This is a genomic window from Halalkalicoccus subterraneus, from assembly GCF_003697815.1.
In the GTDB taxonomy this organism is placed as follows: Archaea; Halobacteriota; Halobacteria; order Halobacteriales; family Halalkalicoccaceae; genus Halalkalicoccus; species Halalkalicoccus subterraneus.
In genome coordinates this window covers 22,311-37,555 of sequence record NZ_RDQG01000008.1, presented here as the reverse complement: position 1 = coordinate 37,555, position 15,245 = coordinate 22,311, and the positions used below count along the sequence as shown (strand labels likewise).

Annotated in this window: 18 protein-coding genes and 1 other RNA gene; 10 read left to right on the top strand and 9 right to left on the bottom strand. The window is 68.1% G+C overall.

What is annotated here, in order from left to right; genetic code table 11:
* The first annotated feature begins 67 nt into the window (after window positions 1-67).
* Window positions 68-763, top strand: coding sequence for a hypothetical protein (locus EAO80_RS02440; protein WP_122088352.1), 696 nt, complete (start codon window positions 68-70; stop codon window positions 761-763).
* Window positions 764-800: 37 nt separating this feature from the next.
* On the top strand, window positions 801-1,388 hold the full coding sequence (locus tag EAO80_RS02435) for a GNAT family N-acetyltransferase (RefSeq protein ID WP_122088351.1): 588 nt from the start codon (window positions 801-803) through the stop codon (window positions 1,386-1,388).
* Here EAO80_RS02435 and EAO80_RS02430 read toward each other — a convergent pair.
* Together EAO80_RS02430 and EAO80_RS02425 are read right to left on the bottom strand one after the other, a co-directional pair.
* Window positions 1,374-2,474, bottom strand: coding sequence for a DHH family phosphoesterase (locus tag EAO80_RS02430; RefSeq protein ID WP_122088350.1), 1,101 nt, complete (start codon window positions 2,472-2,474; stop codon window positions 1,374-1,376). The genes EAO80_RS02435 and EAO80_RS02430 overlap by 15 nt on opposite strands.
* Before the next feature lie 48 nt (window positions 2,475-2,522).
* Window positions 2,523-2,966: a universal stress protein gene (locus EAO80_RS02425; protein WP_122088349.1), complete on the bottom strand. Its 444-nt coding sequence runs from the start codon at window positions 2,964-2,966 to the stop codon at window positions 2,523-2,525.
* 79 nt (window positions 2,967-3,045) lie between these two features.
* Here EAO80_RS02425 and EAO80_RS02420 point away from each other — a divergent pair, with 79 nt between their 5' ends.
* On the top strand, window positions 3,046-3,498 hold the full coding sequence (locus EAO80_RS02420; protein WP_122088348.1) for a universal stress protein: 453 nt from the start codon (window positions 3,046-3,048) through the stop codon (window positions 3,496-3,498).
* Here EAO80_RS02420 and EAO80_RS02415 read toward each other — a convergent pair.
* Together EAO80_RS02415 and EAO80_RS02410 are read right to left on the bottom strand one after the other, a co-directional pair.
* Entirely contained in the window at window positions 3,495-4,079 is a 585-nt protein-coding gene (locus EAO80_RS02415; protein ID WP_122088347.1) for a GNAT family N-acetyltransferase, read from the bottom strand. The two genes, EAO80_RS02420 and EAO80_RS02415, sit on opposite strands and share 4 nt — an antisense overlap.
* The gene (locus EAO80_RS02410) at window positions 4,080-4,448 is read right to left on the bottom strand and encodes a universal stress protein (RefSeq protein ID WP_122088346.1); all 369 of its coding nucleotides are present in this window, start codon (window positions 4,446-4,448) and stop codon (window positions 4,080-4,082) included.
* A 75-nt stretch (window positions 4,449-4,523) separates the two neighbouring features.
* On the opposite strand from EAO80_RS02410, the gene EAO80_RS02405 reads away from it, so the two are divergent.
* On the top strand, window positions 4,524-5,153 hold the full coding sequence (locus EAO80_RS02405) for a DUF5806 family protein (RefSeq protein ID WP_122088345.1): 630 nt from the start codon (window positions 4,524-4,526) through the stop codon (window positions 5,151-5,153).
* A 7-nt stretch (window positions 5,154-5,160) separates the two neighbouring features.
* Here the strand turns inward: EAO80_RS02405 and EAO80_RS02400 are convergent, their stop codons facing one another.
* Window positions 5,161-6,456, bottom strand: a complete 1,296-nt coding sequence (locus tag EAO80_RS02400) for a dihydroorotase (RefSeq protein WP_122088344.1) — start codon at window positions 6,454-6,456, stop codon at window positions 5,161-5,163.
* Window positions 6,457-6,480: 24 nt separating this feature from the next.
* Window positions 6,481-7,167, bottom strand: a complete 687-nt coding sequence (locus EAO80_RS02395; RefSeq protein WP_122088343.1) for a lipoate--protein ligase family protein — start codon at window positions 7,165-7,167, stop codon at window positions 6,481-6,483.
* 51 nt (window positions 7,168-7,218) lie between these two features.
* Here EAO80_RS02395 and EAO80_RS02390 point away from each other — a divergent pair, with 51 nt between their 5' ends.
* A complete protein-coding gene (locus tag EAO80_RS02390; protein ID WP_122088342.1) occupies window positions 7,219-8,037 on the top strand; it encodes a hypothetical protein in 819 nt (272 codons plus the stop codon).
* Window positions 8,038-8,067: 30 nt separating this feature from the next.
* On the top strand, window positions 8,068-8,523 hold the full coding sequence (locus tag EAO80_RS02385; protein ID WP_122088341.1) for a PaaI family thioesterase: 456 nt from the start codon (window positions 8,068-8,070) through the stop codon (window positions 8,521-8,523).
* A gap of 51 nt (window positions 8,524-8,574) precedes the next feature.
* On the opposite strand, the gene EAO80_RS02380 is transcribed toward EAO80_RS02385, so the two are convergent.
* Window positions 8,575-9,147, bottom strand: coding sequence for a cysteine hydrolase family protein (locus EAO80_RS02380; protein WP_122088340.1), 573 nt, complete (start codon window positions 9,145-9,147; stop codon window positions 8,575-8,577).
* Window positions 9,148-9,225: 78 nt separating this feature from the next.
* On the opposite strand from EAO80_RS02380, the gene EAO80_RS02375 reads away from it, so the two are divergent.
* Both EAO80_RS02375 and EAO80_RS02370 read left to right on the top strand, forming a co-directional pair.
* Complete coding sequence (locus EAO80_RS02375) at window positions 9,226-10,788, top strand: Hvo_1808 family surface protein (RefSeq protein ID WP_122088339.1); 1,563 nt, start codon at window positions 9,226-9,228, stop codon at window positions 10,786-10,788.
* A 39-nt stretch (window positions 10,789-10,827) separates the two neighbouring features.
* Window positions 10,828-11,967: a nicotinate phosphoribosyltransferase gene (locus EAO80_RS02370; RefSeq protein WP_122088338.1), complete on the top strand. Its 1,140-nt coding sequence runs from the start codon at window positions 10,828-10,830 to the stop codon at window positions 11,965-11,967.
* Here EAO80_RS02370 and EAO80_RS02365 read toward each other — a convergent pair.
* A complete protein-coding gene (locus EAO80_RS02365; RefSeq protein ID WP_122088337.1) occupies window positions 11,962-12,570 on the bottom strand; it encodes a TIGR00296 family protein in 609 nt (202 codons plus the stop codon). The two genes, EAO80_RS02370 and EAO80_RS02365, sit on opposite strands and share 6 nt — an antisense overlap.
* A gap of 105 nt (window positions 12,571-12,675) precedes the next feature.
* Here EAO80_RS02365 and rnpB point away from each other — a divergent pair.
* Window positions 12,676-13,068: RNase P RNA component (rnpB, locus tag EAO80_RS02360), an RNA gene on the top strand.
* Window positions 13,069-13,209: 141 nt separating this feature from the next.
* Window positions 13,210-13,887, top strand: a complete 678-nt coding sequence (locus EAO80_RS02355; RefSeq protein ID WP_122088336.1) for a metal-dependent transcriptional regulator — start codon at window positions 13,210-13,212, stop codon at window positions 13,885-13,887.
* Between the two features lie 168 nt (window positions 13,888-14,055).
* Here the strand turns inward: EAO80_RS02355 and EAO80_RS02350 are convergent, their stop codons facing one another.
* Window positions 14,056-15,147 (bottom strand): aminopeptidase, encoded by a 1,092-nt coding sequence (locus EAO80_RS02350; RefSeq protein ID WP_122088335.1) that lies wholly within the window; start codon window positions 15,145-15,147, stop codon window positions 14,056-14,058.
* Window positions 15,148-15,245 lie beyond the last annotated feature (98 nt).

The window sequence follows — 15,245 nt, the reverse complement described above, 5'->3', positions numbered from 1 at the left end:
CGTAGCCCGTCGACGTCGACGAGCGCTCGGCCGAGAGGCCTATTCGACTCCGACCGGTAGTACTGCTATGTCCCACGAGACGCGCGCTGAGACCCGCCGCGGCCTGCTGCTCTCGACGCGCGAGTGGAAAGCCGTCCTCATCGCAACCGCCTTAGTGGTGATCAACGTCGCGCTGATGGCCCTCCTCGCGACGACGTCGATCGCGGCGATAAACGCGACGCTCTTTTCGGCGCCGATCCTCGGCGTGCTCGTCTACGGCGTGGCGCTGTTCGTCGGCCAGTGGGTCGCGGAACGCGGCGTCACGACCGGGAACGGCCCGCTGGCGTTCGTCGGGGTGGTGATCCTACAGGGTGCGTTCGGCACCTTCGGCGCGGGCGTCCTCTCGTTTGCGCCGCCCGACCTGCGGGTCCCCGCGCTCGCGATCACCGGTGCCGTCACCGGCGGGCTGACCCTACTCGTCGCCCTCTACGTCTACGCCCGCTCGAAGTCCTTCGACCGGTGGTCGACGTACTCGACGGTCGCCTTCCTGCTCGGGACCGTAGCCATCGCCATCGGTACGTTCGTCGCCCCCACCCTCCTGCTTGTGGGGTTCGTCCTCGTCTTCGTGGGCTTTTTCTTTCGGCTCGGCTGGGAGATCTGGCGCGTTCGCGCCCGTCGTGACCTCCCGGCTGCGCTCGCCGGGATCGGGGTCTACATCGCCGTGATGGGTGTGTTCGTCCACGTCCTCCAGATCGTCCTCCGACTGCTCGCCCGCCGGGAGTAAGCACGACGTTTTTGCTCCCCCGTTTCGATGAACCGGTATGACGACGACGTTGCGGCCCGCGACCGCCGAGGACGCCCCCGAAATCGCCCGGATTTACGCCCCGTTCGTCGAGGACTCGGCCGTCTCCTTCGAAACCCACCCGCCGGCCGAGGCGGAGATCGGCACGCGGATCGCCACCACCACCGAACACCACCCGTGGCTCGTCTGCGAGGCCGACGGGATCGTCGGGTACGCCTCCGCCGGCGCCCATCGTGATCGCGAGGCGTACCGCTGGTCGGCCGACGTCTCGGTCTACGTCGATCCGGCCCATCATCGCCGGGGGATCGCCCGTGGGCTGTATGGCGCGCTGTTCGCGCTCCTTCGCGAACAGGGGTTCGTCACCGCCTACGCGGGGATCGCACTTCCGAATCCCGCGAGCACGGGCTTTCACGAGTCGGCGGGGTTCGAACCCGTCGGGACCTACCGTGGCGTCGGCTACAAGAACGGTTCCTGGCACGACGTCCGGTGGTACGAAAAGCGCCTTTGCGAGCGTCCGGCCGATCCCGATCCGCCGACGCCGTATCCGGCACTCGCCGGATCCACTATCGAGCGCGCGCTCGCGGCCGGCCGATCACGCCTCGAGTGACTCCCCGTCGGCTTCCGTCCCGTGGTCGCCTTCGAGGTTCAGAAACGCGTCGAGGATCACCCGTTTGGTGGTCGCGCCGCGGGTCGTCCAGTGGTGGGCGTAATCCAGCATGTCCTCGTAGATGTCGGGCTTGCAGCCCGCCGCCTTCGGGTGACCACCGCCGTTGACCTGCCCCGCGACCTCGTGACATCGCTGGAACGCTTCCGTGCCGCGAATGGAGGCCGACCCCGCGGGTTTGACGATCACCGAGGCGTCGGCACCCTGCTCGCGCATGGCTTCCGCGACCTCGTTCTGCGAGCAGCGCCCGTAGGTGACGCCGACGGTCCACGGGCCGACCTCCTTCAGCTCGCTTCGTTTGACCGCCAGTTCGATCAACGCCTCCTTCTCGACGCGTTTCTCGGCGAGAAAGTCGAGCACGTCTTCGGGCAGATCCGGCCCGTGTTCGGCGACGATCTCCACGTAGTCCTCGGGGTCCGACCAGTAGGAGAAATCGGCCAGATCGTCGCTGCGGGGGTCCTCGCGAAGCCAGAGGTCGTGATCGCGCGTGACGGCCGCCAGTTCGACGAGGTGGCGGGGGATCTCGGAATCGAGGGCGCGCACCGCCACGTCGGCGGTACACTCCTCGTCGCTATCGCCGACGACGAGGTCCGCACCGGCCGCACGGACCTGTTCTGCGACCTCGTCGCCCCACTGGTGGTGGTCGAACCAGCGCACGTCGCTTGCGGTGTCGATCGCGGCGTCGAGCTCCTCGTCGACGTACTCGTACTTGTCCGGACAGAGGTCACAGACGAACAGCCTGACCCCCTCGTCGGCGTACTCGGCGACCCGCTCCAGTGAATCCTCGATCTCGTGTGGGCTCGTCGGGAGCAGTGCGGCCGCGCCGTACACTTCTCGAAGGATCGCGACGCAGGCCAGCCCGTCGGCGTCGGGGTCGGCGATGACTGCGGTCTCGACGCCGTCGAGCACCTCCTCGGCGGCGGCGTCCTCGGCGGCCTCCTCGAACTCGTCGGGGTAGAAAAAGCCCGCGCCCGGCAGGATCGACTTGCGCGGGAGAGCCAGATCGTCCTCGATGAGGGATTCGTCCATGCACGATCCAGAGCGTGCGGGGGGAAAGGAGCCCCGGTTTTCCGGCCCTCAGGCCGGGGCCGTCTCGCCTCCGTCGTCGAGCTGGCGGACGGTGAGGACGGGCACCGAGCAGGTGCGCACGACTCCCTCCGCGACGCTTCCCAACAGGAGGCGATTCTCGCCGTGGCGCCCGCGGGTTCCGGTCGCGACCACGTCGGCGTCGTGTTCGAGGGCGTACGCACAGACCTCGGCGACGGGTCGCCCCTCCCGGACGCTGGTGACGACGTCGTCGGCCGCGGCGTCGATGCGTTCGAGCGCGCGCTCGCCCTGTCGCTCGAGGGCGTCGTGGAGGTCTTCCTGAAGCTCCCCGGGAGAGGAATCGACCTCCGTGGAGTCGACGACGTAGAGCGCGTGGACGGTCGCATCGAAGCGCGCGGCGAAATCGAGCGCGACGCTGACGGCCCGATCGACGCTCTCGGAGCCGTCGGTGGCGATGACGACGGTGTCGAACATGGCGGGGGTACTGCGCCCGCGAGAATAAAACCACCCGTTGGGAGGTGGGTTTTTGATGCGGGGTGACACAGGGGTAGCTATGAGCGAGCCACTGTCCGTCGAGACCGTCCTCGTCCCGGTCGACGGGAGCGACGAGTCGGTCACCGCGATCGAGTACGCCGTTGCGATCGCCGAGAAGTACGAGGCCTCGGTCCACGTCGTCCACGTCCTCGGCGAGGAACTCGTCCGCGGGATCGAGACCGACACGATCGATCGCGAGGCCGTCGCGAGCGACACCGAGGCCTTCGCCCGGACCGCCGCCGAGACCGCGGCGGGAACCGACGTCGAGGTCACCTCCTCCTCCGCCTACGGGTTTTCGACCACCCAGAAGACCCGCCACCCCGGCAGCGCCGTCCTCGATTGTGCCGAGGAGGTCGACGCCGACTTCCTCGTCATCCCGCGCGAACCCTCGACCGACGGCCCTGGCGACGTCCTCGAACGCGCCGCGGAGTACGTCCTGCTGTATGCGAGCCAGCCCGTCCTCTCGACCTAGTTCAACCGCAGCGCCATCTCGAGTTCGAAACTTTCGACGCTACTGGACTCGAACCCGACCGACTCGTAGAGGTTCACCGCCGGGTGGTTCCAGCGCTCGACGGTCAGCCAGACCTTCTCGATCCCTTGCTCGGCGCCGTAGCCCAACAGCGCGCGGATGAGTCGCGAGCCGATCCCCGCGCCCTGGTAGTCCTGGTGGACGAAGATGGCGAGTTCGGTCGCGTCGTCCCCGTCGGGGACGAGGGTGGCGTGACCGACGACCCGTTCCCCGTCCGTCTCACCGGGCGTATCCGCCTCCGGTTGGTCTCCGGGTCCGTCGCTTCCGGAGATATCGACCGCGATGACGTCCTGGCCCTCGTTGAGGATCACGTCGAGCCAACTTCGCACCCGCTCCTCGCGGGCCGGCGGGATCCCCTGGGCGCGGTCCGCGGGGTCGAAGGTGTCGTACATCTCACAGAGAGCGTCGAACTGTGCCTCGTCGTATACCCTGATCTCGATGGGCCGGTCCTCGCGGTCCTCGAACGCGATGGGGGGCGCGTCGAACGGGCCGGTGACCTCCTCGGGGTAGTCGTAGTCGGTCATCTATCTGACCAACGTGACGCTGGTTTCGGCGTTCAACACGACGAACTCCGCGACCTGTCCGACACTGATCTTCCCCATCGGGCTTCGCTGACCGCCCCCGAGGACGATCTGGTCGTAGCCCTCACCGTCGCCGATCTCGACGAGCATCGCGCCGGGATCGCCCTCGACGTGACGGATCTCGGCCTCGACGTCGTGCTCCGAGAGGGTCTTTTCGACCTTTCCCTCGATCTCTTCGGGGGACATCTCCGAGTCGGGGTTTTCGAGGATAGCGACGGTGAGCGAGTCGTCCGCCTCCGCGGCGCGTTCGGCGGTCCGCGAGAGCGCCCGCCAGGAGTCGTCGCTACCACCGATACCCAACAGCAGTTTCATGATCCGGCGTTCGAGGCCTCCTCGCAAAAGCCTACCGGGCGATACGTTTTTTCCCCCGGCTCCGAAACCCACCCCATGCCCAACCCTTCGTCCTCCGATCCCGAGACCGACGACGAACCGACCGGCACGGACGAGACGGCCGGATCGGCACCCTCGACGGACGACTCGGATACCCCGGACGACGTGCGCCGCTACGCTCGCTTCACCAAGATGGACGGGGCGGCCTACGACCGGGTCAACGGCTTCCTCCGGGACCGCACCTACGTTACCGCCCGCGAGTGGGCCATCGCCCGGCTGTGTGCGGACTTCCGTACTGAGACCGGCGTCGAGATGACCAAGATCGGGGAGAACCTGCCCGAACTGGTGCCCTTCATGACCGATACCTACTCGCCCCAAGCCGTCAATCAGGCCCGGGCCTCCTTCGAGGAGAAGGTCACCAAATCCGGCGCGACCTTCCTCTACGGCGCGATGAGCGGCTTTTTCACCGCCGAGGAGCTCGACGACCTGATGTACGAGGTCACGGAGGTCGCGAAGTTCCTGCTCGAAGTCGAGGGCGCGGATCTGGCCGCGAACGACGAACTCGACGTCGAGGACCGCATTTCGGAGGTGATGCGCGACGTTCGGCGTTCGAGCGAGCGCTTTCGCGCCGAGGAGACCGGCCACGACCACGAAACCTGCCCGCACTGTGGCGAGGAACTGGAGTAGTCCGCGATCACTCCCGTACGTTCCGCCCGACCGCCTCGCCGAACCGCTCCCCGCCCGAACCGCGCTCGTAGACGATCGATCCCCGAACCAGCGTCACCTCGGGGAAGACGCCCTCGTGACCCTCGAAGGGCGTCCATCCCGCCTTCGAGTGCAGCGTCTCCCCGCGGATCGTCTCGACCTGCTCGGGGTCGTAGAGCGCCAGATCCGCGTCCATCCCTTCCCTGACTTCCCCTTTCCGCGGTAGATCGAACACCCGAGCGGGGTTCGCGGCGACCAGGTCGCGCACCCGCTCGCGGGTCAGTTCGCCGCGTTCGGCCGCCGCCAGCAGGAGGGGGACCATCGTCTCGACGCCGGGGACGCCGCTCGGGGCCTCGCGCACCCCGGCCTCCTTCTCCTCGCGGGTGTGGGGGGCGTGATCTGTCGCGACGACGTCGACGGTACCGTCCTGCACCCGCTCTGCGACCGCTTCCCTGCGCTCCTCGCTCCTGAGCGGCGGGTTCATTCTTCCGAACGTACCCAACTCGTCGAGGTCCGCCCGCGAGAGGAAGAGGTGGTGCGGGCAGACCTCGCAGGTCGCGCCGGCCTCCGTGGCGATGTCGATTCCTTCGGGCGTCGATGTGTGGGCGACGTGGATCTCGGCGTCGCTCCGGCCGCCGACCTCGCAGGCGAGTTCGACCGCCGCGGCCTCGGCCTCAGCAGTGCGAAACCCGCTCCAGGCGTCGGCGTCGGCCTCCCGGCCGACCTTCTCGCCTGCGCGTTCGAGCGTCTCCTCGTCGAACAGCGTGGCGTCCTCGGCGTGGACGGTCACGGTCACGCCCTCCCGAGCGGCCCGCGAGACCGCCTCCTCGAAGGACTCGCGCCCGATCCCCATCCCGCCGGTCGAATCGGCGAGGAAGACCTCCCCGAGCGCGAGGACCGGGCGGGAGAACAGTTCGTCGGGATTCCAGTCCTCGATCACGCCGCCGTTGATCCCGTAGTCGACCAGCGATTTTCGAGCTAGTTCGGCCTTCGCGTCGAAGCCTGCCCCATCAGTAGTCGGCGGGTCGGTGTTGGGCTGATCCACCACGGTCGTGACCCCGCCCGCGGCGGCGCTCCTCGAGCCCGTTTTCCACGTCTCCTTGTGGGGAAATCCCGGTTCGCGGAAGTGGACGTGGGCGTCGATCGCGCCCGGCAGGAGGAGCTTCCCGTCGGCGTCGACGTCGGCCTCGCCCGGAAGCGAGGGCTCTACGGCGTCGATCCGCTCGCCCTCGACCCGGACGTCGACCGTCCGCCCGTCGGCCAGCGTGGCGTTCGCGATGAGCATACCTCCCCTCTTGTGCCCCGCGGCCTACGGCTTTCGGTCGATCCGCTCGATCTTCTGTGGAGTGCCGTCGACCAAGCGGTCCTCGATCGCCCGGGCGACCCGCTCGGGGTCATCCGGCCCGCCCGCCCGTGCGACGCTACCCACCGAGTCGGGATCGAAGGAGATCGAGAGGGCATTGTACACGGGAGAAAGCACGCCCGCGATCTCCCCGCGGTCGGCGACGACGACGATCCCCGAGACGAGCGCGGTTCTACTGGTAACGCGCTGGGCGATCCCGACGATCTTTCCGTCCGTACTCAGCGAGTGGGCGCCCGGACAGAAGCTCTCGGGGGGTTCGCCGCGCTCGACGGTGACGCCGAGGCTGGCGAGCGCCTCCCGCACCCGCTCGCTCGCCCCGTCGTACCGGGCGTTCAATCCCTCACGGGGGTCGTCGATGGGGATCACATGGGCGAACGCGAGCGTCGTCCCGGTGTAGGCGACCGCCCGGCCGCCGACGCTTCGCTCCACCGGCGGAAACCCTCGTTTCTCGGCGATTTCGTAGGCTTCGCCGTAGTCCGGTTCGTTCGCGTCCCGGCGACCGAAGGCGAGCTGGCGATGGGGCGTCCAGACCCGGACCGCTGGCTTGCGGGTTTCGCCGGCCCGTTCGAGCATCCCCGCCGTCACCCGACGGTCCGCCTCGATCGACTCCGCCCGCCCCCGAAGCACGCGCATAGGTAGGATAGAAGGCGACGGGGCTAAACCCTCGCGCCCGAACCCCCGAGCATGTCCGTCACCCTCTCGCACGAACTCCTCGCGCGGTATCCCCGGCTCAGCCTCTACAACTCCCCGTACGCCGCCCACGACCGGGGCCGTGCGATCGACCTCTATCCCGCGGAGGGCGCGCCGAGTCCCGTTTCCGGCGAGGTGATCGACGTCCGGACCGTCCGCGCGCCGCCGAAACCCTACGCGCCCGATCACGACCACCTGATCCTGATCGACTGCGGGGAGCACGTCGCCCGGATCCTCCACGTCGATCCCGTCGTTTCGGCGGGCGAGCACGTCGAAATCGGCGATCCGCTGGGAACCACCGTTCGCGCGGGCTTTTTCGCTCCGTGGGTCGACGACCACGTCCATCTGGGCTTTCGCGCGCCCGACGCGAACCCGTATCGAGCCTCCGGATCGCTCCCCATCGACCTCGACTGTGCGGTCGAACCGGTGGCGTGGGACGGCACCGGGCGCGTCAACGCCGTCGGCGAGACCTTCGCCGTGCTCGATTCGCCCGCCCACCCTTCCCCCGGCGAGCGCTTCGCGGGGATCGCCGACGACTCGGGAGAGACGGCGCTCGATGGTGGGCTCCCCCACTACGAGGGCGGCGGGGCGTTCGCGGGCGCGTCGGGGCCCGTCTCGCTGCTCGGCGAGCGGATCGGCACCGCGACGGGGCGGCACATCAAGTGGAACCCCATCGAGGTGCGAGCCAACGGCGAGGAGATCACCGGGATTTCTCTCTCTGCCGGCCGGGAGACGCTGGGCGCGAAACTCGTCCGTCCGGGTCACGACCTCTCGATCGGCGACCGGGTCGAAGTCGAGATCCGATGCCGGTGAGTACAAGTCCTCGGGCTCTGGACGTGACGTATGACCGACCTCGCCGTCGACAGCGGGTTCCTCCAAGCGTACATCGACGACCACCACGAGTTCCTCTCGTGGCTCGGCGCGCGCGTCGATTCCCTCGAGGAGGGCCGGATGGTCATGTCGATCCCGTATGACGACAAGCTCACCAACGCCCACCCGGAGGGCCGCGACGTCCGCCCGGAGATCAACGGCGGGGTCGCCGCCACGCTGGTCGATACCGCCGGCGGGCTAGCGCTGCGGACGACCCTCGACGACCCCTTCGAGGGCGGCGTGGCGACGATCAACCTGAACGTCAACTACCTCGAACGCGCGACCAGCGACCTCACGGCCACGGCGGAGGTGATCCGCGCCGGGGGGAGCGTCGGGGTGAGCGAGATCACCGTCGAGAGCGAGACGCCGGAGGGGCGCGCCCCCATCGCGACCGGTCAGGGCGCCTACCGGCTGTTCCGTGCCGACTGACCGTCGGCACGAACCGCCGCCAGCCGGCGTGGATGTCCGTTTCCCTTCCCCTCACTCGAACTCGATGTCGGCCCTTCTCATCGCCTCGCCGAACAGCCATTCGGAGTGCTCGACGGCGTACTCCCGGTGGTCCTCCTCGATGTACCCCAACGAATCCTCGATCACGACCGGCCTGAAGTCCCGCAACCCGGCGCTGCCGGCCGTATGAAGGACGCAGACGTTCGCCAGCGTGCCACAGATCAGCAGGTCGTCGATACCTCGGGCACGGAGCCATCCCTCCAGTTCGGTGTCGTGGAAGGCGTCGTAGGTGTGTTTCTCGACGACATGATCCTCCTCGTCAGGAGCGAGCTCCGCGACGATTTCCGCCTCCCACGACCCTTCGAGGACGTGCTCGCCCCAGCGGTCGAACTCGTCGTAGTAGTGGTTCCCGTCGAACTGGCCGGGCGGGTGGACGTCCCGCGTGTAGAGCACCTGTGCGCCCGCTTCGCGGACGGTCTCGATGACCTCCCCTACCGGGTCGATCGCCGCCCCGCTCGCGGGCGCGTACAGGCTCCCCTCCTCGTGACAGAAGCCGTTCTGCATGTCGACGACGATCAGCACCGTCGATTCGGGATCGAACTCCATATCCCGTGTTGGGTGTCGATCGCCCTAACTGTACGGGCTGGCGGATACGTTTTTCACGTGGGCCTCCCTGCATCGAGTATGCGCCGCCCCATCGCCCTCGTCGTCCTCACCCTCTGTGTGGTGGTCGTCGCCACCGGCGCGCCGCTCGCGCCGAGCGAACCCGCCGCGGCCCAAACTGACGCCGACTGGCGCGGGGCCGGGGCCGACGCCGACGACGAACTCGGGCTCAGTGCGGACGAGGGCCTCTCCGACGCCGAACTCGAAGCCGTCGTCGAGCGTTCGATGGTTCGCATCGAGTCGATCCGGGGCGTCGAGTTCGAGGAGCGCCCGTCCGTGACGGTCGTCACCCGCGAGGAGTTCCGGAGCGAGTACGCGGGACTGGGCGCGAACCCCCCCGAAGACCGCGCCGCCTTCGAGAACGCGAAGCTTCGAGCGCTGTTTCTCGTCGGGGGCGACGAGAACGCCACCGCGGTCCAAAACGAGAACATGGACACCGCGGTCGCCGGCTTCTACTCCTCGGAAACCGCCGAGATCGTCCTCGTCTCGAACGCGGAGGAACCACGGGTAAACGAACTCACGCTCGCCCACGAGCTCGTTCACGCCTACCAGGATCAGGAGTGGGGCCTCGCGGGCTACGACAGCCGCACACAGGACGGGTCGAGCGCCGAACTCGGGCTGATCGAGGGCGACGCGGTCTACCTCGAGACGCTCTACGAACAGCGCTGTGGCGAGGAGTGGGAGTGTCTGATTCCGGCCGACGCCGAACCCGGCGAGGGCGAACAGCCCGACCAGCCCGCGAACCTCGGGTTGCTCCTGCTCGATTTCTACCCCTACGACTCGGGCCCGACGTTCATCGAGTCGGTTCACGAGGCCGGTGGTTGGGCGGCCGTCAACGATCTCTACGACGAACCACCCGTGACTACCGAGCAGGTGATCGACCCCGCGGCCTACCCGGCCGACCAGCCCCGCGACGTGGCGATCGAGGACACCAACTCGGGCGACTGGGAGCGTCTCGAACCCGACACCGGCCCCGACTACGACCGGCTCGGAATGGCCGCCGTCACGACGATGTTCATCAACCCCCTCTACGACAGCGGCGGACAGGACTGGGTGATCCCCGCGGACGAGTGGTTCACCTACGAGGGGTCCGAACCGCCGGCCTACGGCGCCTTCGAGTACGGCCACGAGTACGCCACCGGCTGGGACGGCGACCGACTGCACGTCTACGAGAACAGTGAGGAGATCGGCTACGTCTGGAGGCTGGCGTGGGACTCACCCGACGATGCCGACACCTTCGCCGCCGGGTTCGACGACCTGCTCGCCTACTGGGGCGGCGAGCGGGTCGAACCCGACACCTACCGTATCGACGACGGCGGCTACGAGGGAGCCTACCACGTGACCGTCGACGAGGAGACGGTGACGATCACCCACGCGCCCACGGTCGACGCGCTCGCGGCGGTTTCCGGGGACGCCCGGCCCGGAACCGGGGGGAGTCCGGGCGAGACCGCCGACGAACCCACACGCGAGGACGGCGATGGGGACGACGCGGAAGACACGGGCGACGCGTTGCCCGGGTTCGGGATCCCGGTCGCGCTCGCTACACTGGCAATCGCGGCCTACCTCCTCGTCCGACGGCGCTAACCACGTGGTTTTTTCGAGGTCGCCCACCGAACTCGCCGTATGGACAACCCCTTCGAGACGCTCTCCCCGGAGGCGATCCGCGAGGGAACCGCGACCGACGCCTACTTCCTTCGCACGGAGACGACGCTCGAACACGCTAACAAAAACCCTCACGTCGTCGCCGAGGTGACCGCCGACCAGTTCCCCACCGGCGAGTTCGAGGCCGTTGGCGGCGTGAAGGACGTCGCACACCTCCTTTCGGGGCTCGACATCGACGCGTACGCGATCCGCGAGGGCCGGCTGTTCGACGGCGGCCCGGTGATGCGTATCGAGGGGCCGTATCTCGAGTTCGCGCGCTACGAGACCTCGATTCTCGGCTTCCTCTCGCAGGCGAGCGCGTTCCTCACGGCCGCCCTCGATGTGCGGCGGGCGGCCCCCGACTCGCAGGTGCTCTCGTTCGGCGCGCGCCACCTCCACCCGATGCTCGCGCCGACCGTCGAGCGTGCGGCGCTGGTCGCCGGACTCGACGGGTTCTCGCACGTGGCCGCCGGCGAAGTCCTGGGACGGGAGGCCGGCGGCACGATGCCCCACGCCCTGTTGCTCTGTTTCGGTCGGGGCAACCAAGAGGAAGCCTTCCGGGCCTTCGACGAGGCCGTCCCCGAGGAGGTCCCACGAATCGCGCTCTGTGATACCTTCTCGGACGAGATCGAGGAGGTGCTCGGGGCGATCGAGGCGCTGGGCGACGACCTGGACAGCGTCCGGATCGACACTACCGGGTCTCGGCGCGGCGATTTCGAACACATCCTCAGGGAGCTGCGCTGGCATCTCGACTCGCGGGGCTACGAGGACGTCGGGATCTTCGCTTCGGGCGGGCTCGGTCCGGGGGACCTGCGCGAACTTCGGGGGGTCGCCGAGGGGTTCGGCGTCGGCGGGGCGATCACGAGTGCCGACCCGGTCGACTTCGCGCTCGACATCGTCGAGATCGAGAGCGAGTCGATCTCCAAGCGGGGGAAACTCCCCGGAGTGAAGGAGGTCTACAGAACCGACGACGGAGGCCACCACGTCGCCCTAGCGGACCGCGAGGGACCCGAGGGCGAGGCGCTGTTGGAGCCACTGGTCGAGGGCGGCGAAGTCGCTCGGGAGTTCGGTATCGAGGCGGCGGAAGAACGGATACGGGCGGACGCGGAGCGCGTTCTATAGGGAGAGGTGCTCGATCGAACCGTTGGGCTCGCGCTCGCGGAAGACCTCGCCGCTGAACAGGACGACCATCACGTCCTCGTCCTGCCAGGCGGTCGGCGGGAGGCGGGCCTTCCGGCAGGCCCGCTCGAGGTACTCGCGGGCGCTCCAGTCGTTCTCGACGGGGATCGTCGGGTAGAGCCACCCGCCGCGATCGCCGGCGTCGATCGCGACGCCGTGGGTGCCGAGTTCGAGGTCGGCAAGCGGGTCGTCGGTCAACAGCACGTCCCGGACGATACAGGTCGAGACGACCACGCTGTTGAGTTCCGACGCGTTGAGCTCGGATCCACAGGAGTCGTCGCTGGCGGCGGTGATCGCGGCGTCGACGATCGCGTGGCCCAACTGCTCGTCGGTCTGGTACGAACCGGCACAGCCCCGCAGGCTTCCCCGCCCGCGGGTGGATTCGATGCGCACGAGCGCGCCCGTCCGCTGGTAGAACGCCTCGCGCATGCTACCGGGCTGTTCGCGCTGGCCATGACAGACGTATGACTCGATCGCTTCGCGCGCCAACTCGACGGCTCGAAGACCGTCCTCGTAGTTCAGGCGTACGGCCTGGGCCTCGGACATATCCCGTATGTCGGGAGTATCGGACTTGAAACCTTCTGTTCCGGCCGATGCGTCTGACGACCCCCGAGCGAACGACTTATTCGCGCCAGCCGAGTAGAATAACCCGGCAGAGGGAGCCCGGCCACCGTGGCATGACCCGCCGGACGCGACTGCACGCGGGAGGGCTATCCCTCCTCCGTCTCGTGTCCTACGGGCACGCAAACGAGGAAAGTCCCCCCACCGTCCGGGCAGTCGACCGGGTGCAAACCCGGAGCGCGAGAGCGCTGGCACTGGAACAGAAACGATACCGCTTCGCCCGAGTGATGAGGTCCGCGAACCCGACCCGTGAGGGAGGGGAGTCACCGACCGAATGCCGACGGCGGAGAACGGATGGAACGGCCATCCTCGACGGTGCAAGCCCGCGCCCCGATGCGAGAGCGTCGTATGGTAGCCCGGACACGGGCGCGCGCGCTCAGCCGAATGCCGGGCCGAACAGAAGGGGGCTTACTCCCCTCAGCCGTACCTTCCCGAGTCGAAACCGATCGTAGTCAGTGAAACCGACGAGCGTCGTGGTGTGGCGCTGTTTACGGTCGCCAGCGAGACTGCGGACCTCGATTCGACGTCGATAGACTTAGGATTTCGGCGCGTCTAATACGAGCGATGATGCTCAGTGCCGTCATGGAGGACTACCTCAAGGCCATCTACCAGCTCCAAGACGGTGGGGACGGCGAGCGCGTGCGAACGTCGGCGATCGCCGAACACCTCGACGTGACGCCGCCGACGGTGACGAGTATGCTCTCGAAACTCGCGGAGCGGGGACTGGCCGACCGCGAGAAGTACAAGGGCGTGACCCTCACGACCGACGGCGAGCGCGTCGCCCTCGAAGTGGTCCGCCACCACCGGCTGCTCGAAGCGTACCTCACCGAGCACCTCGATTTCACGTGGAGCGAGGTCCACGACGAGGCCGATCGGCTCGAACACCACATCAGCGAGGTCTTCGAGGAGCGTGTGGCGGCGACTCTCGAGGATCCGACGGTCGATCCCCACGGCGCGCCGATCCCGAACGCGGACTTAGAGCCGCCCGCCGAGCCGACCGGCGAGGCGCTCGCCGAGTGCGGCGAGGGCGAAACCGTCGAGGTCCGCGAAGTGAGCGATCGGGACCCCACCGTCCTCGAATACCTCTCGGAACGCGGGGTCAACCCCGGCGTCTCCCTGTCCGTCGAGGAGGTCGCCCCGTTCGGGATGGTGACCGTCAGCACCGCGGACGGCCGCGTCTCGCTGCCCGAGGACGTCGCCCGCCACGTCCGGGTCGCCCCGGTCGCGGAGGCGGTTCAGTAATCGCCGTGGTTCGTACGGGCTCTCACGGTCCTCGTCGGTGATCCCTCGTGGCGAGCACTCGATTCGGCACACCCCCCGCGCTGTCGGCAGCGGTCGAACGCCGTTCGCTATGGGAGTACTGTCCCGACACAAAACCGTTCGGGAGCCGGTAACCGCCCGTTCATCACCTCACCTCTCAAATCCCTCTTCCCATCGGAAGACGCCGTTTCGCTGAACCACTTCGCCGTCGATTTCCATCACGCCCTCGCTCATGTCGGTGATCAGGTCGACGTGAACCGCCGAGGCGTTGCCTGCCTCGCCGTCGGGCAGACAGGCATCGTAGGCCCGTCCGAGCGCCAGATGGATCGTATCGCCCATCTTCTCGTCGAAGAGGATGTTGTCGGTAAAGCGGTCGATTCCGCGGTTCATACCGATGCCGAGTTCTCCCGATCGGCGCGCGCCGTCGTCGGTATCGAGGATCGTTTCGAGTTCGCCCTCGTTGGCTCCGGCAGAGAAGTCGACGACTTCGCCGCCCTCGAAGGTGAGCGAAACGTCCCGCAGTCGCTTGCCGTTGATCGTCATCGGTACGTCGAAGAACACCTCGCCCTCGGTCGCGTGGGGTGCGGTGAAGACCTCCCCCGAGGGCAGGTTGTGCGAGTCGTAGGACACCGAGGCGGCGCTGTTCACCGCCGTACGCCCTTCGACCGACATCGTGAGGTCCGTCCTCTCCTTTTCGATGCGGACCTCGCTCCCCGAATCGAGCAGCTCCTTCATCCCGGCCATCTCCCCGGCGAGCGCCTCCCAGTCGCGCAGGATCGCGCTGTAGGCGAAGTTCCGGTACTCCTCGTAGGCCATGCCGGCCTGCTGGGCGAGCGAGCGAGTGGGATGCACGGTCGAAACCCAGTCGGTCGCCATGCGTGCCTCGCGAAGCTCCGCCGTCGCCGTGGCGTACTTCTGGCGGGCCGTGCTGGGCACGTCCGCAAGCGCGCTGGTGTTTCGTCCGCCGCCCAGCCGTAGGTAGACGTCCGCGTTCTCGACCATCGTGAGTTCGTGTTCCCCCGTACTGAACCCCCCGTCGTGTGCCCGGAGATACGCGCGGGCCACCTCGTCGGAGTCGTAGGTCGTGAGGAGGTTCGCACCGCGGTCGCCGAGTTCCTCGGCAACCGCTACTGCCAGATCGTGTGTCCCCTCCGCGACCGAGAGCACGACGTCGTCGCCGGCCTCGACGCGCGCGCTCCAGTCGACCAGCACCTCGGCGTGCTCGTGAACTCGTTCGTCCATGCGAGAAACGCGCACAGCGGGGCCAAAAACGCGCCGGTCGATAGGCCGGTGTCGCTGGGTACGGGACCACAGCCACTCCACCGACCGGCTTCGTTCCC